Annotated in this window: 21 protein-coding genes; 10 read left to right on the forward strand and 11 right to left on the reverse strand. The window is 63.0% G+C overall.

Going from position 1 to position 25,137, the window contains the following annotated elements; genetic code table 11:
• Positions 1–267 precede the first annotated feature (267 nt).
• Both ACTHNE_RS06345 and ACTHNE_RS06350 read right to left on the reverse strand, forming a co-directional pair.
• Complete coding sequence (locus tag ACTHNE_RS06345) at positions 268–876, reverse strand: GNAT family N-acetyltransferase (RefSeq protein WP_324939335.1); 609 nt, start codon at positions 874–876, stop codon at positions 268–270.
• Between the two features lie 111 nt (positions 877–987).
• Positions 988–1,194: a YdcH family protein gene (locus ACTHNE_RS06350; protein WP_324939338.1), complete on the reverse strand. Its 207-nt coding sequence runs from the start codon at positions 1,192–1,194 to the stop codon at positions 988–990.
• A gap of 75 nt (positions 1,195–1,269) precedes the next feature.
• Here ACTHNE_RS06350 and ttcA point away from each other — a divergent pair, with 75 nt between their 5' ends.
• The 7 genes from ttcA to ACTHNE_RS06385 all read left to right on the forward strand — a co-directional run bounded on the left by ttcA (position 1,270) and on the right by ACTHNE_RS06385 (position 8,780).
• On the forward strand, positions 1,270–2,184 hold the full coding sequence (gene ttcA, locus ACTHNE_RS06355) for a tRNA 2-thiocytidine(32) synthetase TtcA (protein ID WP_324939341.1): 915 nt from the start codon (positions 1,270–1,272) through the stop codon (positions 2,182–2,184).
• Between the two features lie 64 nt (positions 2,185–2,248).
• The gene (locus tag ACTHNE_RS06360; RefSeq protein ID WP_324939344.1) at positions 2,249–3,448 is read left to right on the forward strand and encodes an amino acid aminotransferase; all 1,200 of its coding nucleotides are present in this window, start codon (positions 2,249–2,251) and stop codon (positions 3,446–3,448) included.
• A 107-nt stretch (positions 3,449–3,555) separates the two neighbouring features.
• Positions 3,556–4,467 (forward strand): recombination-associated protein RdgC, encoded by a 912-nt coding sequence (locus ACTHNE_RS06365; protein ID WP_440268789.1) that lies wholly within the window; start codon positions 3,556–3,558, stop codon positions 4,465–4,467.
• Between the two features lie 278 nt (positions 4,468–4,745).
• Entirely contained in the window at positions 4,746–5,513 is a 768-nt protein-coding gene (locus tag ACTHNE_RS06370) for a M48 family metallopeptidase (protein ID WP_324939349.1), read from the forward strand.
• Between the two features lie 10 nt (positions 5,514–5,523).
• Positions 5,524–5,826: a YciI family protein gene (locus ACTHNE_RS06375; RefSeq protein ID WP_324939352.1), complete on the forward strand. Its 303-nt coding sequence runs from the start codon at positions 5,524–5,526 to the stop codon at positions 5,824–5,826.
• A 420-nt stretch (positions 5,827–6,246) separates the two neighbouring features.
• The gene (treF, locus tag ACTHNE_RS06380) at positions 6,247–7,842 is read left to right on the forward strand and encodes an alpha,alpha-trehalase TreF (protein ID WP_440268790.1); all 1,596 of its coding nucleotides are present in this window, start codon (positions 6,247–6,249) and stop codon (positions 7,840–7,842) included.
• A gap of 86 nt (positions 7,843–7,928) precedes the next feature.
• A complete protein-coding gene (locus tag ACTHNE_RS06385) occupies positions 7,929–8,780 on the forward strand; it encodes an SDR family oxidoreductase (protein WP_324939357.1) in 852 nt (283 codons plus the stop codon).
• Between the two features lie 34 nt (positions 8,781–8,814).
• Here the strand turns inward: ACTHNE_RS06385 and ACTHNE_RS06390 are convergent, their stop codons facing one another.
• The 5 genes from ACTHNE_RS06390 to ACTHNE_RS06410 form a co-directional block, all read right to left on the reverse strand.
• Positions 8,815–9,210: a GFA family protein gene (locus ACTHNE_RS06390; RefSeq protein WP_440268791.1), complete on the reverse strand. Its 396-nt coding sequence runs from the start codon at positions 9,208–9,210 to the stop codon at positions 8,815–8,817.
• Between the two features lies 1 nt (position 9,211).
• Positions 9,212–10,192 carry an alpha/beta fold hydrolase gene (locus ACTHNE_RS06395; RefSeq protein ID WP_440268792.1) on the reverse strand — a complete coding sequence of 327 codons (981 nt, stop codon included), beginning with the start codon at positions 10,190–10,192 and terminating at the stop codon, positions 9,212–9,214.
• A 166-nt stretch (positions 10,193–10,358) separates the two neighbouring features.
• A complete protein-coding gene (locus ACTHNE_RS06400) occupies positions 10,359–12,209 on the reverse strand; it encodes a M1 family metallopeptidase (RefSeq protein ID WP_440268793.1) in 1,851 nt (616 codons plus the stop codon).
• A gap of 121 nt (positions 12,210–12,330) precedes the next feature.
• Entirely contained in the window at positions 12,331–13,281 is a 951-nt protein-coding gene (pip, locus tag ACTHNE_RS06405; RefSeq protein ID WP_440268794.1) for a prolyl aminopeptidase, read from the reverse strand.
• Between the two features lie 31 nt (positions 13,282–13,312).
• On the reverse strand, positions 13,313–13,813 hold the full coding sequence (locus tag ACTHNE_RS06410; RefSeq protein ID WP_440268795.1) for an Lrp/AsnC family transcriptional regulator: 501 nt from the start codon (positions 13,811–13,813) through the stop codon (positions 13,313–13,315).
• Between the two features lie 120 nt (positions 13,814–13,933).
• Between ACTHNE_RS06410 and ACTHNE_RS06415 the strand changes: the two genes are divergently transcribed.
• Both ACTHNE_RS06415 and ACTHNE_RS06420 read left to right on the forward strand, forming a co-directional pair.
• Positions 13,934–14,857, forward strand: coding sequence for a DMT family transporter (locus ACTHNE_RS06415; RefSeq protein WP_324938825.1), 924 nt, complete (start codon positions 13,934–13,936; stop codon positions 14,855–14,857).
• A gap of 39 nt (positions 14,858–14,896) precedes the next feature.
• Complete coding sequence (locus ACTHNE_RS06420) at positions 14,897–15,586, forward strand: glutathione S-transferase family protein (protein WP_440268796.1); 690 nt, start codon at positions 14,897–14,899, stop codon at positions 15,584–15,586.
• A gap of 94 nt (positions 15,587–15,680) precedes the next feature.
• Here ACTHNE_RS06420 and ubiE read toward each other — a convergent pair whose 3' ends face one another.
• A complete protein-coding gene (gene ubiE, locus ACTHNE_RS06425) occupies positions 15,681–16,430 on the reverse strand; it encodes a bifunctional demethylmenaquinone methyltransferase/2-methoxy-6-polyprenyl-1,4-benzoquinol methylase UbiE (protein ID WP_440268797.1) in 750 nt (249 codons plus the stop codon).
• A gap of 1,018 nt (positions 16,431–17,448) precedes the next feature.
• Between ubiE and ACTHNE_RS06430 the strand changes: the two genes are divergently transcribed.
• A complete protein-coding gene (locus tag ACTHNE_RS06430) occupies positions 17,449–20,181 on the forward strand; it encodes a S8 family serine peptidase (protein ID WP_440268798.1) in 2,733 nt (910 codons plus the stop codon).
• 51 nt (positions 20,182–20,232) lie between these two features.
• Here ACTHNE_RS06430 and plsB read toward each other — a convergent pair whose 3' ends face one another.
• The 3 genes from plsB to ACTHNE_RS06445 all read right to left on the reverse strand — a co-directional run bounded on the left by plsB (position 20,233) and on the right by ACTHNE_RS06445 (position 25,061).
• Entirely contained in the window at positions 20,233–22,878 is a 2,646-nt protein-coding gene (gene plsB, locus ACTHNE_RS06435; protein WP_440268799.1) for a glycerol-3-phosphate 1-O-acyltransferase PlsB, read from the reverse strand.
• 33 nt (positions 22,879–22,911) lie between these two features.
• Positions 22,912–23,889 (reverse strand): hypothetical protein, encoded by a 978-nt coding sequence (locus ACTHNE_RS06440; RefSeq protein ID WP_324938841.1) that lies wholly within the window; start codon positions 23,887–23,889, stop codon positions 22,912–22,914.
• Between the two features lie 284 nt (positions 23,890–24,173).
• On the reverse strand, positions 24,174–25,061 hold the full coding sequence (locus ACTHNE_RS06445) for a 5'-nucleotidase, lipoprotein e(P4) family (protein ID WP_440268800.1): 888 nt from the start codon (positions 25,059–25,061) through the stop codon (positions 24,174–24,176).
• Positions 25,062–25,137: the final 76 nt, after the last annotated feature.

Raw genomic sequence — 25,137 nt, forward strand, 5'->3', positions numbered from 1 at the left:
GGCATGTCGTCGACCGTAAGGCAGGTGGCTAGACGTGTCAACTACTTTTTTATGAGAAATTTTCCGAATTGCCGATTTCGACGTGTTTGGATGGCTAAACGTCCATATTCATCAAGCACTCGCGCGATTTTCGTTTCATGCGCAACGATGTTGTTTCATTCGAAACCATGCGCATTTTTGGCATCGAGGCCGTAGGTTGGGGTGCAAACCCCAACGTTGCCATGTCCATCAGGATCACGATGTTGGGGTTTGCACCCCAATTTAGGATCAGGCGTGCGCCTGCGCGCTGAGCCGCTCCAGCCGCATATCCAGCCAGCGCTGCACGTCGGGCCATTCGCCCGCCAGGATGGAGTAACACACCGTATTGCGCAGCGTGCCGTCCGGACGACGCTTGTGGGCGCGCAGCACGCCATCCTTGTGCGCGCCCAGGCGCTCGATCGCGCGCTGGGAGTCGAGGTTGCGGTGGTCGGTGTGGAATTCCACCGCCACGCAGTCCAGGCTCTCGAAGGCATGCTTCAGCAGCAGGCGCTTGCAGGCGGTGTTGAGGTGGCTCTTCTGCCAGCGCTTGGCGTACCAGGTGTAGCCGATGGCGATGCGCGGCAGCTCCGGCGCGAAATCGTAGTAGCGCGTGGTGCCGACGATCTGCCCGCTGGTTTTCTCGCGCACTGCGAACGGCAGCATCGCGTTCGCGGCCAGTCCGGCCAGCGCCTTCTCGATGTAGCCGCGCGCCTCGCCCGGCGCGGGGGCGCTGGTGAACCACAGGTTCCATAGTTCGCCGTCGGCGGCGGCCGCTTCGAGCTCGGCAACGTGATGCAGGCCTAGGGGTTCGAGCAGGACGTAATCGTCTTCGAGGCGGACAGGCGTGAGGGTGGGCATGGGTGCGGGAATCATTGATCGGGGAACCGTGATCGTAAAAGCAGAGAGCCAGCGTGAGAACAGGCCCTAACGATTTCCGATTGACGATTTGCGATTCCCGCTCCTTGCCCCTCAGGCATCCAGATCCGGAATCAGCTTGCTTTCCAGCCGTGCAATGGCGTCCTTCAGCAGCAGCTTGCGCTTCTTCATGCGGGTAATCTGCAGCTCATCGCAGCCGAGCGACGTGGACATCTGCTGGATAGCCACGTCCAGGTCGCGGTGCTCCTGGCGCAATTCGGCCAGCAAATGGGCGATCTGGGCGGGGTCCTGGGCCTGCATGGGCGGAATCAGCGTGGGCGACGACGGTAAGCAGCCATTGTAACGCGCCGGGACGCGGCCGGCGGGCGGGGTACAATGTCCCGCTTACTGCCGCATTCCTTGCCCGCCATGTCCGCTCACCCCGAGGCCACGCCGCCCGATCCCGCGCGCAAGCGCGCCTATGAAGCCGCCAAGCTGGCCAAGCGCCTGCGCCACCAGGTCGGCCAGGCGATCGCCGACTTCAACATGATCGAGGACGGCGACAAGCTGATGGTGTGCCTGTCCGGCGGCAAGGATTCGTACACCATGCTCGACGTGCTGCTGTCGCTGCAGGCGAAGGCGCCGGTGCGCTTCGAGCTGGTGGCGGTGAACCTGGACCAGAAGCAGCCGGGCTTTCCCGAGCACGTGCTGCCCGAATACCTCGCCGGGCGCGGTGTGCCGTTCCACATCATCGAGCAGGACACCTACAGCACGGTGACGCGGGTGATTCCCGAAGGCAAGACCATGTGCAGCCTGTGCTCGCGCCTGCGCCGCGGCGCGCTGTACCGCTGGGCGACGCAGAACGGCGTCACCAAGATCGCGCTGGGGCATCATCGCGACGACATCCTAGCCACGTTTTTCCTCAACCTGTTTCATCAGGCCAACCTGAAGGCGATGCCGCCCAAGCTGCGCTCGGACGACGGGCGCCACGTGGTGATCCGTCCGCTGGCGTATTGCAAGGAAAGCGATATCGCCGAGTACGCCGAACACAAGCAGTTTCCGATCATTCCCTGTAATCTCTGTGGCTCGCAGGAGAACTTGCAGCGCAAGGCGGTCGGTCGCATGTTGCAGGATTGGGAGCGCCAGTATCCCGGACGCAGCGAGACCATGTTTCGCGCACTGGGCAACGTGGCGCCCTCGCAACTGGCCGATCGCAAGCTGTTCGATTTCGCCGCGCTGGGTTCGCGGGAAGGGGCCAGGCGCGCCGACGTCCACGGCTGGCTGGCAGGTTCGGAAAGCGAAAACAGCTGAACCGTACAACTCAAGGCGGACGTCTGGACGTCCATATCTCTTCTTCCATTTTTCGAGTAGAACCGTGTCCCATTTCGCATCCGTTGAAATGACCCCAGGCGATCCGATCCTGGGCCTCACCGAAGCTTTCGTGGCCGATTCGCGCCCCGGCAAAGTCAATCTGGGCGTGGGCATTTATTACGACGAGAGCGGTCGTATTCCCGTGCTGCGCGCCGTGCGCCAGGTGGAAGAGGCACTGGCGAAAGAATCACTGCCGCGCGGCTATCTGCCTATCGACGGCTTGCCTTCCTACACGCAGGCCACGCAAAAGCTGGTGTTCGGCCCGGATTCGCCGCTGCTGGCGGCTGGCCGCGTGGCTACCTCGCAGACCATCGGCGGTAGCGGCGCGCTGCGCGTGGGCGCCGAACTGCTGAAGAAAGCTCTGCCCAAGGCCAAGGTGGCGATCAGCAGTCCGAGCTGGGAAAACCATCGCGTAGTGTTCAACGCAGCCGGCTTCGAGGTGGTGGACTACGGCTATTACGACGCCGCCACCAACGGGTTGGATTTCGCGGGCATGCTGGCCGATCTCAACAAGCTCGAACCCGGCACCGTGGTGCTGCTGCACGCCTGCTGCCACAACCCCACCGGTGTGGATCTGTCGATAGAGCAATGGAAGCAGGTCGTTGCGGTGGTGAAGGATCGCAAGCTGCTGCCCTTCATCGACATGGCTTACCAGGGCTTCGACAAAGGCATCGACGAAGACGCCGCGGCGGTGCGCCTGTTCGCCGAATCGGGCATCGATTCGTTCGTGGTGGCCAATTCGTATTCCAAGTCGTTCTCGCTGTATGGCGAGCGCGTGGGTGCGCTGTCGATCGTCGGCGCGACGCGCGACGAAGCGCTGCGCGTGCAGTCGCTGGTCAAGCGCATCATCCGCTCGATCTATTCCAGCCCGTCCACGCACGGTGGCGCGCTGGTGGCCGGCGTGCTCAACAGCGTCGAGCTGCGCGCGCTGTGGGAACAGGAACTCACCGAAATGCGCGAACGCATCCACGCGATGCGTGCCGGCATGGTGGAAAAGCTGGCCGCGAACGGTGCGCCGCAGTTCGGCTTCATCCAGCAGCAGGCGGGCATGTTCTCCTACTCGGGCCTGAGCAAGGCGCAGGTGGATCGTCTGCGCGAAGAGCATGCGATCTACGCCATCGGCACCGGACGCATCTGCGTTGCGGCGCTCAACCGCAACAATCTGGATAACGTGGTGGCTGCGGTCGCTGCCGTTATTCGCTAATTCCCTTCATCGTCGCCCCGGCGAACGCCGGGGCCCAGTGACTTCTCGCCTCAAAGGCGCTGGGTCCCGGCGTGCGCCGGGACGACGGCTCCGCGACTGGATTCCGCATGTTTTTCCGCAATCTCACGCTGTTCCGCTTTTCTCCCTCCGTGGCCGAAGACCTCCAGCGCCTCGACGAAGTGCTGGGCGAACATCGCCTGCGCCCGTGCGGTCCGCTGGAAATGGGCACGCGCGGCTTCGTGCCGCCGGTCGGTCGCGGTGACGATGCGGCCATGACCCATGTCGTGAACGCATGCACGCTGGTCACCGTCGGCAGCGAAGAAAAACTGTTGCCTGCCGCGGTGGTGAACGACGAGTTGCAACGCAAGGTGCAGAAGATCGCCGAGGAGGAAGGCCGCAAGGTCGGCGGCCGCGAGCGCAAGCGCCTGAAGGAAGACCTGCTCACCGAACTGCTGCCGCGCGCCTTCGTGCGCAGCTCGCGCATGTCCGCCTATGCCGATCGCAAGCACGGTTGGCTGGTGCTCGATACCGCCAGCCGCAAGAGCGCGGAAAATGCGCTCACGCAGGTGCGCGAAGCGCTTGGCAGTTTCCCCGCGGTGCCGCTCGCGCCGGAAGAAGGCCCGCGCGTGCTGATGACCGACTGGCTCGCCAATGGCAACCTGCCCGGTGAACTCACGCTGGGCGACGAATGCGAACTGCGCGATCCGGCCACCGCCACCGGCGCCATCGCGCGTTGTCGCCGGCAGGACCTCGATGCGGAAGAAGTGAAGGAACATCTGCGCAACGGTAAGCAGGTGTTCCAGCTTGGCTTGGTGTTCGACGACCGAATCAGCTTCGTGCTCGGCGAAGACCTGGTGGTGCGCAAGCTGAAATTCCTCGACGCGGTGCTCGACGAGATGGGCGACAGCCAGCAGGATGCCGCGGCTGAGATGGACGCGCGCTTCGCGTTGCTGACGTTGGAGCTGGAGCGTTTGCTGGGCAAGCTCGAAGAGTGGTTCGGGTTGCCGCGGCCGGAGTGAGGGGGCAACCTTGCCTGTTGGCGGGTCCATGCACGAGGTTCAACCGCCTATTTCCAGGCGCATTCTTGCCTTCCTCCAAGCCGTGCCCCTCACCCCGACCCCCTCCCCGGAGGGGAGAGGGAGTAGCGCCGGCAGTCCCAGTCGCCCTGAGACGCGCGCCAGACCGAGCTTCCCGCCATAGCGGCAAAAAAGCCCTTGCGCGAAGCCCCGGCACCCCACATCCTGCCTGTGCCCGGGCCTCCCCCTTGGCCACGGGCGCAGTAGCAAAAGGCAGGACCATGGCGTATCTCGACGGCGACTGGCTGGAGTTGGCGACACCCAGCGGCAATACGATTCGTGTGCTCAAAGCTTCGCATCCGCGAGCGCGGCGGCTGCGCTTGACGGTTTCGACGAAAGGCGCGCGCATCACCTATCCGCAAGGCACGCACCCTTCACAGGTGAACGCGTTCCTGCGGCACAACGCCGATTGGCTGGAGAGGAAACTCGGCGAACTCAATCTGGTCGTCGATCCGTTGCCGCCGTTGCGCGTCGGCTCCTCGATCGAATTTCCCTTGCGCGGCGAAACCACCGTGCTGGATTGGGCCGAAGGCGCGTATCCGCGCGTGGTGGCGCACGATGCCGGCATCACGCTGGAAATCCCTCGTCCGCACAGCCGCGCACTGCCGGTTGCGCGTGGCCTGCTTGCATCCTATTTCGAAACGCAGATCCGCCGTGACGTATCGCGCTGGCTCGCCGGCTACGTGCCGCAATTGGGGCTGGCGCCAACCGCGTTGCGTGTTCGCCCGATGAAGAGCCTGTGGGGTAGCCTGGATACGCGCGATCGCATCAATCTCGATCTTGCGCTGGCGCTCGCACCGCCCTCGGCATTGCGTTACGTACTGGCGCATGAGCTGTGTCACCTAAAAGTGCGCAATCACTCGCCACGGTTCTGGGCGCATGTGGAATCGATCTTTCCGGATTGGCGCGAACAACGCGATTGGCTGCGCCAGCACGGCGCCTTGCTGAAGGCCGAGCTGGATCGTCTGATCGCCGACGTGGCTGATTGATCGGGTTCCCATGCGTCATTTCTTCTGCAAACTGCACGGCCCGCGCGCCAACTTTCCCGCCGACATCACGCCCGAGGAAATGGCGCTGATGAAGGCGCATGCGGAGTACTGGAGCGAGCAGATGGGCCATGGCCACGTCGTGGTGTTCGGCCCGGTGTCGGACCCTGCGACGGTGTACGGCATCCTGGTGATGCAGTTGCCCGATGAGCTGCAACCGACGGCGCTGCTCGATAACGATCCGGTGATCAAGGCCGCGCGAGGTTTCCGCTTCGAGTGCCATCCGATGCGCGCCGTGCTGCCGCAACAGGCCTAGGGATGCTCTGATCTATTCCACGCACCCGTCACCGCACGGTATGCGCCCCTCGGTTTGCCGGGTCGTTGCAGGCAGACTGGCCGTCTGTCAAGACGACGAGGCGAAGCGAGGGGCGCATACCGTGCGGCCCCAACGTTTTGAATTCAATGAAGGGGTGACGTCCAGAAGGCCCGCAGGCCGTGCCCCGCGGCTTGAACAGACGGCCAGTCTGCCCTGCGCCGCGCGACACACCCTGCGAGCCTTCTGGACGTCATGCTGGGTACGTGGAATAGATCAGAGCATCCCTAGCCACGGCCGCGCAAAGCGCCTGTGTGCTGGCTGATCCTGAGCTTCACTCCCGTTCTACGACCGCCACCGTAGCGTGAGCATAAGGATTACCGTGCTCGATCCCCGCGAGCGCCACGTCGAAGCAAAGCTGCGATGAACGAGCAAACCATTGCGCCACCACGTTCCCAATGTGCAGGCGTGGCGCCTGCCGATACGCTGACGCCTGCCGATCGCTATCAGGAGCTGTTCGTCGACGTGCAGATGTCGCGCGTATTCGCGGACAGCAAAACCTTCGTCGACTGCGCGCCGCTGGGCGAACCCGAACGCATCCTGGATCTGTATCGCGCGCAGCGTGGGCAGTCCGGTTTCGATCTCAACGCCTTCGTGCATGCGCATTTCGAAGTGCCGAAGGTGCACACCAGCCATTACGTGTCGGTGCCGGGCCAACCGCTGCGAGAACATATCGATAGCTTGTGGGACGTGCTGAGCCGGCATCCGAATCGGCATCCGGCCCGATCGTCGCTGCTGCCACTGCCGCATTGCTACGTGGTGCCGGGCGGACGCTTCAGCGAGCTGTATTACTGGGATTCCTACTTCACCATGCTCGGCCTGGCCGAAAGCGGGCGCCACGACCTGCTGCATTGCATGGCCAGCAACTTCGCCTATCTCATCGATACCTACGGTCACATTCCCAACGGTAATCGCACCTATTACCTGAGCCGCTCGCAGCCGCCGGTGTTCGCGTTGATGGTGGAGCTGTTCGAATCGCACGGCGTGTGTGGCGCGATCGAGTGGCTGCCGCAGTTGTGCAAGGAGTACGACTTCTGGATGGAAGGCGCCGAAGCGCTGCGGCCCGGCGACGCGCATCGCCATGGCGTGCGGCTGGACGATGGCAGCCTGCTCAACCGTTATTGGGACGATCGCGATACGCCGCGCGAAGAATCGCATCTGGAAGACGTGACCACCGCGCGCCGTACATCGCGGCCGAGCACCGAGGTGTATCGCGATCTGCGCGCGGGCGCCGCGTCCGGCTGGGATTTCAGTTCGCGTTGGTGCGACGGCGGCAAGCTCGAGACGATCCGCACCACGGCAATCCTGCCGGTGGATCTCAACGCGTTTCTGTACAAGCTGGAGCGGCAGATTGCCGAGCTCAGCCATGCTGATGGACAGCGACGGCAGGCAGAAGCGTTCGCGGCGCGTGCGCAGCGACGTAGCGCCGCGATTAATCGCTGGCTGTGGAACGAAGCGGCCGGCAGTTTTCTCGACTACGACTGGCAACGCCACGCGCCACGCGAAGCGCTCAATGCCGCCACCAGCGCGCCGCTCTACGTCGGCCTCGCCAGCCAGGAGCAGGCCGTGCGCGTGGCCGAAGCATTACGCACGCGCCTGCTCGATGACGGCGGCCTGGGCGCGACCGAAGTCGAAACCGGCGAGCAATGGGACAAGCCCAACGGCTGGGCGCCACTGCAATGGTTGGCGATCCACGGCCTGCGTCGCTACGGCTTGCATGAGCTGGCCGAGAACATCGCGCATCGCTGGCTGCAAACCGTGGGCAGCCTGTACCAGCGCGAGAGCAAGCTGGTCGAGAAATATGTGCTGATCGTGCCGGAGGGTGGCGCCATCGGTGGTGGCGGTGGCGAGTATCCCCTGCAGGATGGCTTCGGCTGGACCAACGGCGTCACGCGTCGCCTGCTGCACGAGAAACCAGAACATCCGGCGAACGAGGCTTGCGCCGGCGCCAACGCGTAGCGTCGACGCGATCTGTTCATGCCGCTCACATCGGCCCAACCCGATGGGCGACACGCTTGTCCTCGCCAACGACGAGGACGATCACGATGAACACCACTGCAGCGGCCGCATCTTCCACCGCGCCCTCCTTGACCCTGCCCAAACTCCTGGTCGGCCAGAAGGCCCTGGTCACCGGTGCCAATTCCGGCATTGGTCGCGCGGTGGCGCTCGCGCTCGGCGAAGCGGGGGCGGACGTGGCGGTGAACTATGTGCAAGGCGATGAAGCAGCTAATGACGTGGTGGCGGCGATTCGCGCCCACGGCGTCGACGCCATCGCCTGCAAGGCCGACGTTTCCGACGAGGATCAGGTGGCGAACATGTTCGGCGAGATGATCGAGCGCTTCGGCACGCTGGACATCCTGGTCGCCAACGCCGGACTGCAGCGCGACGCACCGTTTCATGCGATGACGCTGGCGCAATGGCACACCGTGCTCAGCGTGAATCTCACCGGGCAGTTCCTGTGCGCACGCGAAGCGGTCCGCGAATTCGTGCGTCGCGGCGTGGTGTCGCAGATTTCTTGTGCGGCGGGAAAAATCATCTGCATGAGTTCCGTGCACCAGGAGATTCCATGGGCTGGCCATGCAAACTACGCCACGTCCAAAGGCGGCATCAAGCTGCTGATGGAAAGCCTGGCGCAGGAGCTGGCGCCGCAGCGCATCCGCGTCAATGCGATAGCGCCCGGCGCCATTCGCACGCCGATCAACACTACTGCGTGGAATACACCGGAAGCCTACAAAAGCCTGATGACGCTGGTGCCCTATGGCCGCATCGGCGAACCCGAAGACATCGCCCGCGCGGCTGTGTGGCTCGCCTCCGACCTGTCCGATTACGTGGTGGGCACCACGCTGTTCGTCGATGGCGGCATGACTTTGTATCCGGGGTTCGCAACCGGCGGATGATGGTTATCTCCGCTTGTGCGTGGCACGGGTCGGATCAAATGACCCGCGGGCCAGGCCATTCCGGACGGGCCGCAGCGTCCTCGACGGTCATGCTGGCCCCTTCGGTGATGCGCACGGGCCATGCGGCGGGGTCGAAACCCTCCAGGCAGAACACGTTGACGCCATAGTGATCAGGTGCAGAGCGTTTACGATGAAACACGTAAATGCCGCAGTGTTTGCAGAAGTAGTGCTTCGCTCGCCGCGTGTTCCATTGATACAAGGTCAGCGCCTGCCCCCCTTGCAGGATGATCAGTGCAGCCTCTGGCACTTTGAGCATGAGGGCTTGGCGCATCCTGCATAAGGAACAATCGCAGATCGTCAGTTCGTCCACGGTTGCAGTCAGCTGGAACCGTACCGTGCCGCAATGACAGGCGCCTTCGAACGTATGCATGTCAATGCGCCAGCATGAAGCTGGTGAGCACCCGCGCGAACGCATCGGGTTTTTCCATCTGCGGCATGTGATTGCAGCCGTTCAAGATGCTGGTGCTGATCGACGGCGCGTGCGTAAGGCCATCGCGCAGGCTTTCCAGTGCGGAGATGTCGATGATCTTGTCGTCATGGCACCACATGCCCAGCACCGGCATGGTGAGCTTGTCCAGGCGCGTCTGCAGCGACAGCACCTGCGAGTTCTCGCGCAGCTCGTTGAAGGTGTGGTCGATGAATGCGCGGTTCTTGACGTTGTCCTCGACGAACACGTCGATGAAGCGTCCGGGGATATCCGGCACGTGCTCGAACGCCCAGGCATTGGCGCGCATGAATCCAGCGCGGTCGTCGTAGACGAACGGATCCTTGCCGCTCAAGGCTTCCTTGGCGAACGCGTTCTCCTTGAACTTAAGGCCGAAGGCGTCGACCACCGCCAGTTGCGCGACATCCTGCGGATGCTCGGCCGCATACACGCCGGCGATCGCGCCGCCCATCGAGTGGCCGACGATCAGCGAGTGCTGCAGATGCAAGGTCTGGATGAAGTCGTTCAGGCGATCGGCCTGGTTGTCGATGTTGTAGCTGGCGCCCGGATTGCGCGACGACTCGCCCCAGCCGGGAAGATCGGGGATGACCACGTGGAAATGCGCGGTGAGCATCGGCGCCACTTTCAGCCACACTTCCTTGCGCGCGGCAAAGCCGTGCAGCAGCACGATGGTGGGACCCTGGCCGCCTTCGTAGTACACCCAGCGCGTATCGCCGGCCTGTACGGAGCGCTTTTCCAGTTGCGCGTTCATCACTTCGTGCCAGGTCTTGGCTTGAAGCAGCCACTGCGGTGCGAACAGGTAGCTTCCGCCGAGTCCGACGACGGCCACCACGGCGATGATGCCGAGGAACTTGAGGCGGCGGATCAGCAGGCGCTGCCAGAGGGGACGGGTGGTGCTGGTGTTCATAGGTATCTCTCAAGTTTATTACTCCCTCCCCTGCATGGCAGGAGAGGGCCGGGGCGGGGTTGCATGCGCTTGCCGCACAGCTTGAATGCTTCGCGAGGTTGCTTCACCCCACCCCAACCCTCCCCTGCTACACGCAGGGGAGGGAGCTGAGTGCGGCGAGATTGAATTAATGTTTTCCAGCCTTCTCGAACAACGCTTCCACCGCCTGCTGCGTCAACGGGTGGTAGCCGCTCTTCGCCTTCGCATACACCTGTTGCGCAAACGCCAGGCCATCCGGCGTTTTGCTCAGCGCGCGGTACAGCGGCATGGTCAGGTACAGACGTCCAATGCGCGTCATATGTTCCGCGGCGGCAGGCCACGCCGCCTTGTCGCCGGCGCCGATCGCATGCACGTACCAGCGCATGCCGATTTCGGCGTTGGGCGTGCCGGTAAGATGCCAGGCGGCATCCAGCTCCTGCATCCTGGCGAGCGGCGGGTTCTCCGGCAGGCCGTCGAGGAAATACATCCACTCTTGCGTGTTCCAGTCTTTCGCATCGAGCTTGTCGGCGCCGAGCGTGCCGGCGAGGAAGCCTGCGCGTTCCTTGTCGATGGCATCGAAGCGCGGCGAATCGGGAATCGGCGCGTTCTTTGGGATGCCGGGGTCATACACCCATGCCTTCACTTCACCCCAGCTCATCTTGCCCGGATATTTGTCGATCAGGTTGGGCTTCAAGTAGTCGAGCATCTGTTCGGTGGTGATGCTCTGGAATGCGAAGTGGTCGAAGTAGCCCTTCAGGTAATTGTCGAAGGTGTCGCGTCCAAAACGCTGCTCCAGCGTGCGCAGGAACCACGAACCCTTGTTGTAGGCCACGTCGGAAAGGGTGTCATCCGCCTCGATGTTGCCGGGCTCAGGCGCCAGTCGCTGCGCATTCGCCGGCAGCTTGCCTGCTTCGCGCTGCAGCGTGTGGATATCCAGCAGCGCTTCCTCATCCGCCTGGCGCTTGCCGTACAGCGCTTCGGTGATGCGGCCCTGCACGTACGTGGTGACGCCTTCGTTGAGCCAGATGTCGCGCCACGATGCCGCGGTGATCAGGTTGCCCGACCACGAATGCGCCAATTCATGCGCCACCAGCGAGACCAGGCTCTTGTCGCCCACCAGCACGGTCGGCGTGGCGAACGTCATGTTCGGGTTCTCCATGCCGCCATAGGGAAAGCTCGGCGGTAGCACCAAGAGATCATAGCGGCCCCAGCGATACGGACCGTAGAGCTGCTCGGTGGTCTTGATCATCTTCTCGGTGTCTTCGAATTCGTGCGCGGCCTTGCCGACCACCGAAGGCTCCGCATACACCGCCGAGCGCGGACCGGTTTCTTTCACCGACAGATCGCCCGCGGCAATCGCCAGCAGGTAGGAAGGAATCGGATGCGTCTGCTTGAAACTGAAGTCGCCGTCCAATGCGTGAGCCGGATCGTTCGGCGCGCTCATCGCCACGCGCGTGTCCTTCGGCGCCGTCACCTCGGCGTCATAGGTGAAACGAATTGCCGGCGAATCCTGCAGCGGCACCCACGAGCGCGCGTGAATGGATTCCGATTGCGAGAACATGAAAGGCTGCTTCTTGTCCGCCGTCTGCGCCGGCGGCAGCCATTGCAGGCCGCTGGCGTCGGGCGAGGTGCTATAGACGATACGCACTTCGTGCGGATGCTGCGGCGCCTGGATCGTGAGCTTGCTGCCGAGCTGCTTGTCTCGCGGTGCCAGCGCGTACTTCAGCGGCGCCGTCTTGCCACCCGCATCGATCGACTCGATGCTCGCGATGGCCAGATCGCGCGTGTCCAGCACCAGCGCGGCCGCCTTGGGATCTTTCCAGTCCAGCGTCAGCGTGGCCTGGCCGTCCAGCTTGCGTTGTGGGAAGTCGAGCTTGAGCTTCAGATCCAGATGGGTGACGCGCACCTCATCGGGTTGGGCATACGAGTACGGATCGTTGGCATAGGCCGCCACCGGCAGGACCAGCGCGCCAAGGGCCAGGGTACGAAGCGGGGACATCGTGCGGCTTCCATGGGGAATCGGGAGCGGCGAGTATGCCATCGCCGCGCCTGGCCTGGCCCATGGCGGAGGTTGGTTTGCGCTGCGGGGCAGTTCCTTGCGGTGTCCGTACTTGATGCGATCAGCAGTAACGATCGGCAAGCCGATCCGTCGCCTGCACCAGCACGTCCACGATCGCCGGTTCCGATGCCGCATGGCCGGCGACCACCACGTGGAACTCGGCTTCGGGCCATGCGGCGACCAGGTCGAAGGCGTTCTTCACCGGGCAGATGATGTCGTAGCGGCCGTGCACGATGGTGGTAGGGATGTGGCGGAGTTTGCCGACATCGCGCAGCAGTTGCCCGGGTTCCAGGAACATGCCGTTGCGGAAGTAATGCGCCTCGATGCGCGCAAGGCTCACCGCGACTTCGGGTGCGGCGAAGCTCGCTTCGGTTTCCGGGCTCTCTTCCAGCGTGAGGCCGCTGCCTTCCCACGTGCCCCACGCCTTGGCGGCGTTCAATCGCACCTGCGCGTCGTCGCCGGTCAAGCGCTGCCAATAGGCGTCCAGCAGTTGGCCGCGTTCCTGCGGCGGAATGGCCGCGGCGTAGCGCTGGAATTTTTCCGGCAGGATCCACGATGCGCCGCCTTCCTCGTAATACCAGCGCACTTCTTCCGGCCGGCCGAGAAAGATGCCGCGCAGAACCAGGCCCAGCACGCGTTCCGGATGCGCTTGCGCATACGCCAGCGCCAGCGTGGAACCCCAGGAGCCGCCGAACACCGCCCAGCGTTCCACGCCCATCTGTTCGCGGATGGCTTCGATATCGGCAACCAGATGCCAGGTAGTGTTGTCGGTGAGATCGGCGAAGGGTGTGGAGCGTCCTGCACCGCGCTGGTCGAACAGGATGATGCGGTAGCGCGCCGGATCGAAGAAGCGCCGGTGATACGGCGCGAGACCGGCGCCCGGACCGCCGTGCAAAAAGATGACCGGCAGGCCCTGCGGATGGCCGCATTCCTCCACGTACAGCGTATGCCGCGCGTCCACCGCGATGCGATGCGTACGGTAGGGTTCGATCTCGGGGTACATCGTGCGCATGCCGGGCAATCCTTGAAGGGAAAAGTGATGCTCAATCGTTCGACAGTGCGCGCGCCGCGTCCCACATGCTGCGCGTGACGGTGCGATTCGCATGCGGCGTCTGCAAGACGATCAAAGTGGTGGTGCTGATGCTCGGATGGATCTTAAGCAGGCGATCGAGCACGGCCTGCAGATGCTCGATCGACATGGCCACCACGCGCAACAGTGCGGAATCCTCGCCGGCCAGGCGACGGCAGTCCAGCACTTCGGGCACGTCCGCCACTACCTTGCCGATGCGCGAGCAGGTGCCGCCATCGCAGCGCAAGCGCACCATCGCTTCGATGCCGAAGCCCATGCGCTTGGGTTCGACCACGGCGCGATAGCCGGTGATGACGCCGGCTTCTTCCAGGCGCTTTACGCGCTCGGCCACGGCGGGTGCGGAAAGGCGCACCTTGCGGCCGAGTTCGGCGTAGCCGATGCGTGCATCCTGCTGTAGGGCTTCGAGCAGTTGCCAATCCTTGGTGTCCCATTCGGGTTTCGATTCGTAGGCCATAAGCGTCGAAGATGATTTGATCAATGGCGAAACGTGGGGATGGACTTCGGATCCATTATTCCTCGGCCGGGAGGCCAAGACTAGGATTTGTATCGTTCCGGCCCCCAACGGGATCAACTCATGCACACCCAAGAACGCCTCGACGGGCGCGCGCTCATCTATATCACCATCGCGCTGCTTACCTGGTCGTCCGCCTATGCGGCGATCGCCTATGCGCTGGCCTCGTTCACGCCGGGCGAGGTGGCGCTGGCGCGGCTGGCCATCGGCGCCGCGTGCTTCGTGCTTTTGCTTCTGGCGCGGCGCTCGCCGCTGCCCAAGCGCAGCGATTGGCCGCAGCTCGCGGTGCTGGGCGTGATCGGCCTCACCGCTTACCACGTCTGCCTCAACTATGCGGAAACGCGCATTGCCAGCGGCACCGCAGCGATCCTCATCTCGCTGGTGCCGGCCGTCACTGCTGCGCTGTCGGCAGTGTGGATCGGCGAGCGCATCGGCTTGCGCAGCGCCATCGGTCTGGCCGTGGCGCTGTTCGGCGTGGTGCTGGTGGTGCTCACCAGCGGCAAGGAAGTGCGCTTCCAGCCGATGGCGGCGCTGGTGTTGGTGAGCGTGCTCGCGTCGGCCATTTTCTTCGTTGGCCAGAAGCCGTTCTTCGTGCGCAACGACATGATCGGCGTCACCACGTTTGCGTTTATGGCCGGCACGCTGGGCACCGTGCCGTTTGGCCTGGGCCTGCCGCACGCCTTGGTTGCAGCGCCGTGGTCGCATATCGCGGCGCTGGTGTGGCTCGGCATTGCGCCGACCTTCGTCGGTTACCTCACCTGGAATGCGGCGTTGCGTCGCGCGTCGGCCTCGCAGGTATCCAGCTTCATCTATTTCTCGCCGCCGATCGCGGTGCTGATCGGCTGGGTCTGGCTGGGCGAGCAGCCGGGCTGGTTGACGCTGGTTGGTGGCGCGATCACGGTGGGCGGCGTGGCGCTGGCCAATACGAAGCGGCGTGCGCCGGCAAGAACAGTGTCCGCCGAGGCGGTGGCGGCGAAAGAGTGTTGATGATCGGGCTTTGCACTGCATAGGCAAAAAGGAACGCACATGTACACGCTCTACATCGCCAACAAGAACTACTCCTCCTGGTCGCTGCGTCCGTGGGTGCTGCTGACACAGTTGGGTATTCCATTCGAAGAAAAGCTGGCGCCGTTCCGTGGCGGCACCTCGTCGAGCTGGGATGCATTCCGCGAATTTTCACCGACCGGCAAAGTGCCTTGCCTGCACGACGGCGATACGGTGGTGTGGGACTCGCTGTCCATCGCCGAATATCTGGCCGAACGCCACGCCGGCGTATGGCCGGCTGACAAGCGCGCCAGGGCGTGGGCGCGCAGCGCCGCGGCGGAAATGCATTCGGGCTTTCAGGAGCTGCGTTCGCAATGTCCGATGAATTGCGGCATCCGCTTGCAGCTGCATGGGGTATCACCTGCACTCACGCGCGACATCGCACGTGTGCAGGAGCTGTGGCACGAAGGACTGAGCCGCTTCGGCGGCCCCTATCTTGCTGGCGATGCCTTCACTGCCGTTGATGCGTTCTATGCGCCGGTTGTGTTCCGCATGCAAAGCTACCGCCTGCCCGTCGACGAAACATCGCAAGCGTACGTGCAGCGCATGCTGGCCTTGCCTTCCATGCGCCGCTGGTATGACGCCGCCTTGCAGGAAACCTGGCGCGATCCTGATCATGAAGAGGAAACGTTGCGGCAAGGCGATTTGTTGCAGGATCTGCGCACCGCGTGACGCGCGTAGAGACAGTTGCACGCCACATGGCCGGCCGGCGCTTGTTTAATTGGATGGCTGTGGCGAGGCGGGCGAACGACGGGTCAGCGCGAGCCTAGAACTTGTAGCCGCGGTGAATCGCCACGATGCCTTGGCTCAAGTTACGCACGTCGACGCGCTCAAAACCCGCGCCTTCCATCATGCTCTTGAGCGTTTCCTGGTCCGGATGCTTGCGGATCGATTCGGCCAGGTACTGGTAGCTGTCCGCATCACGCGCGAACAGGCTGCCCAGTTTCGGCAGCACCTGGAAGGAATGGAAATCGTAGAGCTTGCTGAGCAGTTCGTTGCGCACTTTGGAAAATTCCAGTATCAGCGCGCGCCCGCCCGGCTTGAGCACGCGGTAGATATCGCCGAGCGCCTTGTCCTTGTCGGTGACGTTGCGCAGGCCGAAGGCCATGGTGACCGCATCGAAGCTGTTGTCCGGAAAGGGCAGCGCCTCGGCGTTCAACTGCGTCCAGCGCAAGCCCGACACCAGGCCCCGATCGGTAAGGCGATCGCGGCCCACGTTGAGCATGGACGCATTGATGTCGCCTACCACCACTTCGCCGCTCTCACCCACCACCGGCTTGATCAGGGCGGCGATGTCGCCCGTGCCGCCAGCCAGGTCCAGTACGCGATCGCCGCGACGAATGCCGCTGACAGCCACGAAATGGCGCTTCCACAGACGGTGGATGCCGAACGACATCAGGTCGTTCATCAGGTCGTAGTTGCGGGCGACCGAGGTGAAAACCTGGCCGACCAGCTTCTGCTTCTCCGCGACCGGAACGTCACGAAAGCCGAAATGGGTAGTGGGCTGCTCGCTCATGCGCGCATGGTACAGGATGCGTGGTATGGATTAAGAGAACCTTGCCTGTCATGTCCGTATCATGATGGCTTGATCGGCTGGCCGGCGGAACCTTGCGCTCCGGCGCGGCCAAAGGGTTGGCAACACGCAGCTCGGTGCAGGGGATCATGAGCGTGCTTGGTGTAGCACGCGGTAGGCACGGCAAGATCTATGCGTTCGCAAATTCATGCGGAAAAAATTCCCTGCCAGGTCAACCGGCCTATGCAAGGCGGCCAAAGAATGCCGTAGCATGGCCATCGACGGGGGCTTCAGCTGACGCGCAAGCGTCGTGCTGCGTCAAGGGGCAAAGCGGTGCATCACGCTGCCGCTCATTTGATTGAACCGCAAGCATGTCTGAGCTGCTTGCGATATTGGATGCTCTTGAAGGCTTCTCGGCGGCGGACAGGCGACTGCGGTCCCTGTCCTTGTTTCAATTCAGGGGTTCGATGGATCGATGGCAAATTTGAATAGTTACGCAGGTCAGCCGGAGCACCATTCCACATGGCTGACGCCCCCTCCTTGCCATCGATTCCAGCAACAAAAGCAGCCCAGCGTAGTCGCCTGCGCTAATCCATAGCGGCGCCTTTCCCTTTTATCGACACCGAAGTCGCATGCGTCAGCGTGTATGGGCCGCGTGCATCTAATCCAAAAGCAGGGAGCGATCATCATGAGTTTCAACCGTCATAACCTGTTGGCCTTTTCCGTTGCGATCGCGTTGGCGGTTTCGTTGACTGCGTGCGGCGGTGGAGGCGGTGGTAATGGAAACGTGCGGCCGTCGTCAGCGGCGCCGGTGCCAACGCCATCCCCGGCACCGGCCCCAGCACCGACGCCGACGCCAGCTCCCGCTCCCGCTCCGGCGCCAACACCTGTTCCTAGCCCAGCGCCTGCTCCAATCCCTGCTCCCGCTCCTGCCCCAACCCCTCCGCCGGGACCGGCGCCGACGACATTGACGGGCAGCCCTACGCCGCTACCCACGCCGACCATAGCTTTGTACACCCCGTTGCGTGCGCAACTTGACCCAGAGAACGTGCCGCTTGCCTGGGTGAACACGCAAAGCCTGACGGGTAACCAGGGACAGGGCGTGAAAGTTGGCGTCCTGGACAGCGGCGCACAGGCGGATAACCCTGCGCTGATCAATCGCATCAGTTGGTTCAAGGACTACGTCGATTCCAGCAACACCACGCCAAAAGATACGGATGGGCACGGCACCATGATGGCGGAGATCATCGGGGGTGCTGCGAACGCCAGCGGCTCCGGCGGCAATCCTTTCTATGGCGGCGTGGCGCCGCAGTCGTCGCTGTACATCGCAAGGGTCGGCGACAGCACGGGCAGCGTCAGCGTCAGCCTGATCCCGCAGGCGCTGGCCGACCTGACTGCGCAAGGCGTCAAGCTGATCAACAACTCCTACGGCAGCAGCACGTCAATCACCGCGGTTGGCGCCTCGGATCCGAAGGTGACCACAAGGTATGCGATCCTCCAGCCAACTGTTGCCAATGGCCAATTGATGGTTTGGGCGGCGGGCAACGAAGGCATGTCGCAGCCAAGCATTGAAGCAGGCTTGCCGTACTACGAGCCCACGCTCCAAAAGAACTGGCTCGCTGTGGTGAACGTGGCGTTGAATGCAAGCGGCCAAGTCACCGGACTCGATACAGCGGCTACATCCAATGCGTGCGGCGTTGCTGCGCCGTGGTGTCTGGCTGCGCCGGGATACATTTACGTTTCCCCGGTAGCCAATACCGGTTTCTCGACCGGGGCGGGTGATGGCACCTCGGGAGCCGCCGCAGTGGTAAGTGGCGTCGCGGCTCTAGTGTGGCAGCGCTTTCCATTCTTTACCGCTACCAATGTCCAGCAGACGCTGCTGGGTACGGCGACCAATCTGGGCAGCCCGGATTATTACGGGTACGGATTGGTAAATGCAGCGGCGGCGGTGAATGGGCCAGGGCAACTCAATTGGGGTGCGTTCGATGTCAATATCCCAAACAATCAAACGGCAATTTTCTCCAACAACCTGAGCGGCAGCGGTTCGCTCCAGCTTGACGGTGCAGGATCGCTGTTTTTAATGGGGCAAAATGCAATCGGTGGTCTTACCGTTAATGGCGGTGAGCTATATGTATCAGTGGGCACGACGACTGCCGCTGGCAAAACAACCGTCAACGGTGGCGAACTTATCGTTGATGGCACATTGACTTCCAACGTCGTCATCAATCCATCAGGGGGGGTGCTGAGCGTTGAAAAGGGGAGTGTCATCAACGGCAACGTGATCGACAGCGGTTTTATTTATTCGGGGGGCGGTGGTCCATTGCAAATCAATGGCAACTTGACGCTCTCTACGGTTCCGGGCGCAGCAGAGACGTCTGAAACGGAGGTGCTGCTGACTTCGTCGATCAAGGTTTCCGGTGTGGTGACCTTGGACAAATACTCTCATCTCATCGTAGGAATACCTTCGGGCTATACACCGCAGGCAACGGAGCTGGTGCTACAGGCGAACGGAGGTGTATCTGGTGTGTTCGGGCAGTTCACTGTCACAGATGGCGTCTATACCAGTGGCACCCTGTCTTACACCGCTACTGAGGTCGATGTCAGCCTTAGTCAGTCGTCGGTTGCAGCCGTCGCGCGTGCCGCGATGCCTGCGGTGGCCACCACGCAGCAGACGGCGCAACACATACAAACTGCATTGGTACAGGCCAATCAATGGGCAACGACCGATCCCTCGGCGCACCAAGCGTTCCTCGATGCAGCGGGTGACTTTCTGCACGTTAACTCCTTTGCACAGGCTGCATCTTCGATCAACAGTCTTTCGGGCCAGTTGCTGGCCTCTTCCCAAGGTCTGACTTTTCAACAAGCCGGCATCGTCAATCGCACGGTGGCTGATCGCCTTGCCGATCTAGGCGAAGATCGTACGGCTCAGGGCGTGTGGTTTCAGGGGACTGGAGCGGATGGCAACATCGCCCGTACAGGCTATGCAACGGGAAGCTATAGCGGCGGTGGCTCCGTTGCCGGTTACGACGTCAAGCTCGCAGAGCATTTTGCACTGGGGCTTGGCCTCGATTGGAATCGCTTGAGTTCGCGCTACTCCATGCAAGGCGGTAACAACACCTCACGCAGCACGGGTGTAATGCTGTATGCCAAGTACGACATGGGTAATGCCTATCTGTCAGGCCGTATCGGCGAGGATTGGATTCATGCCGATACCAGCCGCTGGGGCGTGTTAGGTACCGTGCCGGCCGCAATCAACAGTTCGCGCAACGACAGGATGACGTCGGCCTATTTGGAAATGGGATACGACGCGAGGTCGAATGCATGGACCACCACGCCATTCGTATCTGCAGGAGGCGAATATTTGTGCCGTGGCGCCATTGCGGAGCATGGTGCTGGCGGCTTTGGTATCACCGCTTCTGACCATGGTTTCAACCAGAGCTATGCGCAAATCGGGGCTCGGCTGGGTTATCGCTGGAATTGGGGTACAGGCCAGCTTTCGTTGAAGGGCTTTGCGTTGTACCAGCGCGTGCTCGCTGGCCGGAACCTCGGGTTCACTGCCTCCTATGCTGGCGCTCCAAGCGCCACGTTCGAGCTGGAGGGGGTGAATACCCCGCGCAACAGCGGTTGGATCGGGGCGGGCTTGAATGCCTCGTTGAACAACCAGTGGTCGTGGTTCGCCAATCTGGACGGCCAGATTGCAGGCGGCGGAACGAAGGCGGCAGTATTCAGCGCTGGTGCAAGGTATCGCTTCTGACCGCATCCCGGCTGCGCACGAATGGCGGCATTCGTGCGCAGCGAGCGGGAATCAGTCCTTCTCGTGATCTACTGGGGCATGCTCGTGATGCTCGGCAATCACATGCCGCTCATGCAGCTCTTCGCTGGTAGTCATGGGCTGGGACTCGGCCGCCGGCTCTGACGTGGCAGGCGCTTGCTCGGTTTCCGGAGCGGGGCGAAGCGTTTCCCTTTCTTCACCACCGGTGATCTTCAGGATCGAATGGCGCATTTCGCGGGCGAGGATCACGCGGGCATCGCGCACCATGTCTTCCAGTGCGCTGTCGTAGTCGAGCTTGCCGTTGGCGTCGGTCCAGACGATGCGGCGTTCACGCAGTTTCTGGATGAAGCCGCGGAACAGGGCCTTGTCGAAGAATTCAGGCGCCAGCGGTTCGCTGAGCAGGCTAAGGCGCTGGGCGGTGAGGGTGCAGACGTTTTCCAGTTCGGATGCGGTGATGGTGTGCGGGCCGTTCTTCACCAGCGCGGCGATGGCGATGTAGTAGCGCTCGAACGCCTGGATCAGGCTGCGTGCGATCACGCGCAACTGGTAGGCGGCGTCGTCCTGGCCAGGGCCGCGCTCGAGTAGGCGGCCTTCGCCGACCGCTTCGAGCAGGCCGCGGCGCACGAAGAAATCGATGGTGGCCTGCAGTTGCATGGCAAAGCCTTCGGTATCCCACGGCAGGAACAGCTCGCCCTGGATGAAGGGATAGATGATGCGGCCCAGGCGAATGACCGAAGCGCGCGACATGCGCCGGTTGTTGAGGAAGCAGCAGGCCACCCACGCGGCGACGGCGGTGAGATGCAGCACGTTGTTGCGGAAGTAACTCAGCAATACCGCCGGCTCACCTTCCACCGTAAGCACGTCGCCGAGCGGATGGCGCACGCGCGTGATCCAGCCCATCTGCTCGCCGTAGGCAATGATCGCGTCCGGCGCCAGCGGCGTAAGCGTCATGCGATCGGAGTACGGCAACGCTTCGAGCAAGGCCTTGAGCAATTCCAGCTGCGCCAGCAGATCGTTTTCCGCCATCGCGTGCTTGGGCGTGGAAAGCAGGGCGAGTGCGAGCAGGTTGATCGGATTGACGTCGGCGGCGCGGTTGATGTTGATCTGGATTTTTTCGGCCAGCTGATCGACCACGCTGCTCAGCCATTCCGGTTTGGTGCTCGGATCGGTGGTGGTGTCGCGCCACTGGTTGCTGGCCGCCTCGAGCAGCGGGGTGAGCTCGATCGGTTCGCCGAAGTTCAGGGCCACATGGCCGTAGCGCTGGCGTAGCACGCCCAGGCCGCGCAGCAGGCCGATCAGTGATTCCTTTTCCTTCGGCTTGCCGGACAGCTCGCCGATGTAGCTCTTGCCTTCCATCAGCTTCTCGTAGCCGATGTAGACCGGCTGGAACAGTACGGGACGGCGCGGCGCGCGCAGGAAGGCGCGCACGGTCATCACCAGCATGCCGGCACGCGGTGCGAGCAGGCGGCCGGTACGCGATCGCCCGCCTTCGATGAAATATTCCATCGGCACGCCGCGGTCGATCAGCTGCGCGACGTATTCGTTGAACACTACCGAATACAGCGCATTGCCCTTGAAGCTGCGGCGCAGGAAGAACGCGCCGCCGCGGCGCAGGATCGGCCCGATTACCGGCAGGTTGAGGTTCACGCCGGCGGCGATGTGCGGCACGACCACGCCCGAATCGTGCAACTGGTACGACAGCAACAGATAATCCGCATGGCTGCGGTGGCTGGGTACGTACACCACTTCGTAGCCCGGCGCGGCGGCGCGGGCCTTGTCGAAGTGGTGCATGGTGATGCCGTCGTACAGCTTGTTCCAGAAGTTGCGCAGCAGGAACGAGGCCGAGCGCACTACCGGATGCGAGTAGTCCGCGGCGATCTCCATCATCATCTTGTGCGCGCGTTGCCACGCCTTCGCGTAGGTGATGTTTTCCTTCGTCGCGGTGGAGGCGATCGCGCTGCGCACCGGCTCGGCGTTGAGCACGGCGTCGACCACGGTACGGCGGTGCGAAAGATCCGGCCCGATCACCGCCGCGCGAATGCGCCGGAAGTGCGTGCGCATCACGCGCGCCATCTTGCGGGCGAAGCGCTCCGGACGCACCTCGCCTTCTTCGTTCAGCACCGAGCGCAGCGAAACGGGTGCCGAGAAATGCACCACCGTGTCGCGGCCATTGAGCAGCAGCGCGAGCATGCGGCGGAAGCGGCCGACCATTACCCAGTTTTCCGAAAACAGCACGCTGAACCAGCCGGACTCGCGCGTGGGCGCGCGGCCGACGTAAATCGATACCGGCACGATCTGGATGTCGCGATCCGGAAAACCTTCCAGGGCGCGCACCAACTGGCCAAAGGGTTCATTCGGCGAGCGCTTGCGATTGCGCCCGAACAGCCAGCCATCGCGGCGCGCCAGTGCGAACACCGAGCGGCGCCGGCGCGTGAACGGTAGCGGCTGCATGGGGCTGGGCAAGCCCGCTTCGCGGCAGGCGCGGTCCAGGATCAGCGCGTCGGAAAAACCGTCGCGCTCGATCGCGTAGCAAACGGGGGCATCGGTTTGCAGCAAAGCGGCCGGTTCGGCCGGATCGCGGCGAATGCGTACCCACGGTTCAAGCAGGTGCCCGGCGAGGTTGAACCACCAGGGGGCGCGGCTGCGGTAGCTGGATTCCGCGGTCGTCATAGTAGGCATCTGCATAGTGTAGCGGTCGGTGCACCGGCGATCTTAGGGCTTTGCCGCCACGGTCGTGCCGGCCGGCGCATCGTTGGCCGGTGGTGGCGTGCTGCCCGAGGATGACGGCGCGGCGCTGCTGCTGGCCGGTGCCGGCGGGTGCAGGAGCTGTTCGTGCTGCGCGCGTTCGCTGTCGAGCAGATCCTGGCTGTACCAGCGGCCGTCCACCAGCACCAGTTGCGAGTCGGAACTCAGTGGCTTGCCGAGCAGGGTGTAGTCGATCTTCACGTGGGCGTGACCATGATCGATGCCGATGGTGCTGGCTTTTACCGAGTCGAGCGTGTCGTCGATGGAAAGACCGTAGATCGTCAGCAGCTGCTTGATGCCCTGGTACGCGGTGGCGTACTTCTTCATCGCAGTGTCGAAATCCATGCTCTGCAGCTGATCGGGCGATTTCAGGTCGAGCTGGCGCGCGGTGGTCACCACCACGCCCACGGCCTGCTTGGCCTTGTCTTGGTCGAACCACGGCGTCTGCTGCGCCCAGGGCAGCAGCACGTTGAGCGCGTCGCGCATCTGCTGCTTCTGGTTTTCCGTCATCGTCTTGTTCTGCGCGATGCCGGTGGTGAGGATGGCCTGGCCGATGCCGATCATCACCGGCAATTGGTCGTGATACTGCTGTTCCATCTGCGTCAGCTTCGGCTTGAGCTGGTCGTACAGCGTGGTCTGGGCGTTGGGCGCGGTGAGCTGCTTGAGCGCCTGGGCGAAGCGGGCGCGGTCCTGGTCGGTGATTGGCCGCTGGTCGGGGCGCGGGCGGGTCCAGTCGGTGCGCAGGTCGGCATAGTCGGCCGGGGGCAGGGCATGCTTCCAGAAGCCGTTGAAGTCGCCGGCCTTGATCAGCGTCACGGACTCCTGCACGGCCGCTTCCGGTGTGGCGCCTCCCGGCACGGCGGTGGCCGCTTCCTTGTTGTGGCAGGCGGCCAGCGCAAGCAGCGCCAACAGCGGCAGGCTACGGCCAAGGGTTTGAAAACGCATGGATTCTCTCGCTTGGGAGGGCGGTGGCTTGCCGTCCTGGCAAGGGGCAGAGTGCGGCGCCGTACGGCGGTGCGCGGTGCATCTTAGAGCCTGTCCGGAGTTTCGCGTAGCCCGCCAAAAAGAAAACCCCGCGGGCGTTGGGCCTCGCAGGGTCATGCCGGCATAGCCGGAAGGGAAATGGCCTTGCCCGCAGAATTTGGAGGTCAGCAGGATCGGCGCGGCCATGATACGGCCCTTCCTGACTTCAGGCAATACTTTAAGTTTTATCCTGTAACTAATTGAATTTATTCAACACGAAGAGCTTGAATTTTCTGCTGGCGGCGTTGCTCGCGCGGAGTGCTCCACTCATTGTTGAACAGCGATGGTTCCCATGAACCGTAAGTGGGATTGGGAAATACGAACCAGCGCGTACCGATCCAGTCCTTATAGGGTGCCATAGCCTGAACCCGGCCGGCTGCGGTATTGGTGAGTACGCTGAGGAAATCGCCGAGCTGGTCGCCGAGTTGCATCAGCACGCGATGATGCTGGCCGATCAGCTGGCGGCGGCAGCTTTTCTCGGTGCCCACCTGATCGCAGCCGGGCAGGAGCGTCCCCAGCCCCAGGAAGGCCTCCGGACCGGACACAGGCAGGCCAGCCTTGCGCAAGTTGTCGAGCGTGGCGGCATCCAGGTCCTGTGCGCGATTGGAAATGTAGAACACGGCAATACCGTGCCTGGCCGCGAATTGGGTGAATTCCACCGCGCCGGGCAAGGCGCGTGCGCGCTCCTCCTTGCACCAAGCGGCCCAATCGGCCTCGTTGAATTCGCCACCTTTGCGGATCAGGCGTGCCTGGTAGGGCGAGTTGTCTAGCACGGTTTCGTCGATGTCCAGGATCACCGCCGGTTTCAGATGTTTGTACGGCGTACTGCGATCTTCTGCGGGCAGGGCGTCCCAGTTCCTGTCCTTCAGCGCGGCGAGCAATTGCGACTGCGCGCTGCGGAAGGTCTCCTGATAGATCAAATCATGCTCCAGCGCGGTCTGCGTCCAGGCGACGGCGTTGAGATTGTCATCGGCGGCGACAGTGGCAACGGAGGCGGGCGTGGGCTGCGCGGAAGCCAGCGATGGATGCTGCGCCTCGCTGGCGCAACCGCAAAGCAGCAGCGTGCCCAACAGCACGGGCAGGAACTTGGTCATGAAACACCCTGTTTGGAGAGACGGAACCGGCAGAGGATCGCGCAAGTTTATGACAGACTTGCCGCACTACGTCCTT

The sequence above is a fragment of the Dyella sp. genome, assembly GCF_051954575.1.
In the GTDB taxonomy this organism is placed as follows: domain Bacteria; phylum Pseudomonadota; class Gammaproteobacteria; order Xanthomonadales; family Rhodanobacteraceae; genus Dyella_B.

Coding starts and splice junctions, on each gene's coding strand:
- ACTHNE_RS06345 (WP_324939335.1), bottom strand. CDS start 876: ATGCCCACCCTCACGCCTGTCCGCCTCGAAGACGATTACGTCCTGCTC.
- ACTHNE_RS06350 (WP_324939338.1), bottom strand. CDS start 1,194: ATGCAGGCCCAGGACCCCGCCCAGATCGCCCATTTGCTGGCCGAATTG.
- ttcA (WP_324939341.1), top strand. CDS start 1,270: ATGTCCCGCTTACTGCCGCATTCCTTGCCCGCCATGTCCGCTCACCCC.
- ACTHNE_RS06365 (WP_440268789.1), top strand. CDS start 3,556: ATGTTTTTCCGCAATCTCACGCTGTTCCGCTTTTCTCCCTCCGTGGCC.
- ACTHNE_RS06370 (WP_324939349.1), top strand. CDS start 4,746: ATGGCGTATCTCGACGGCGACTGGCTGGAGTTGGCGACACCCAGCGGC.
- ACTHNE_RS06375 (WP_324939352.1), top strand. CDS start 5,524: ATGCGTCATTTCTTCTGCAAACTGCACGGCCCGCGCGCCAACTTTCCC.
- treF (WP_440268790.1), top strand. CDS start 6,247: ATGAACGAGCAAACCATTGCGCCACCACGTTCCCAATGTGCAGGCGTG.
- ACTHNE_RS06385 (WP_324939357.1), top strand. CDS start 7,929: ATGAACACCACTGCAGCGGCCGCATCTTCCACCGCGCCCTCCTTGACC.
- ACTHNE_RS06390 (WP_440268791.1), bottom strand. CDS start 9,210: ATGCATACGTTCGAAGGCGCCTGTCATTGCGGCACGGTACGGTTCCAG.
- ACTHNE_RS06395 (WP_440268792.1), bottom strand. CDS start 10,192: ATGAACACCAGCACCACCCGTCCCCTCTGGCAGCGCCTGCTGATCCGC.
- ACTHNE_RS06400 (WP_440268793.1), bottom strand. CDS start 12,209: ATGTCCCCGCTTCGTACCCTGGCCCTTGGCGCGCTGGTCCTGCCGGTG.
- pip (WP_440268794.1), bottom strand. CDS start 13,281: ATGCGCACGATGTACCCCGAGATCGAACCCTACCGTACGCATCGCATC.
- ACTHNE_RS06410 (WP_440268795.1), bottom strand. CDS start 13,813: ATGGCCTACGAATCGAAACCCGAATGGGACACCAAGGATTGGCAACTG.
- ACTHNE_RS06415 (WP_324938825.1), top strand. CDS start 13,934: ATGCACACCCAAGAACGCCTCGACGGGCGCGCGCTCATCTATATCACC.
- ACTHNE_RS06420 (WP_440268796.1), top strand. CDS start 14,897: ATGTACACGCTCTACATCGCCAACAAGAACTACTCCTCCTGGTCGCTG.
- ubiE (WP_440268797.1), bottom strand. CDS start 16,430: ATGAGCGAGCAGCCCACTACCCATTTCGGCTTTCGTGACGTTCCGGTC.
- plsB (WP_440268799.1), bottom strand. CDS start 22,878: ATGCCTACTATGACGACCGCGGAATCCAGCTACCGCAGCCGCGCCCCC.
- ACTHNE_RS06440 (WP_324938841.1), bottom strand. CDS start 23,889: ATGCGTTTTCAAACCCTTGGCCGTAGCCTGCCGCTGTTGGCGCTGCTT.
- ACTHNE_RS06445 (WP_440268800.1), bottom strand. CDS start 25,061: ATGACCAAGTTCCTGCCCGTGCTGTTGGGCACGCTGCTGCTTTGCGGT.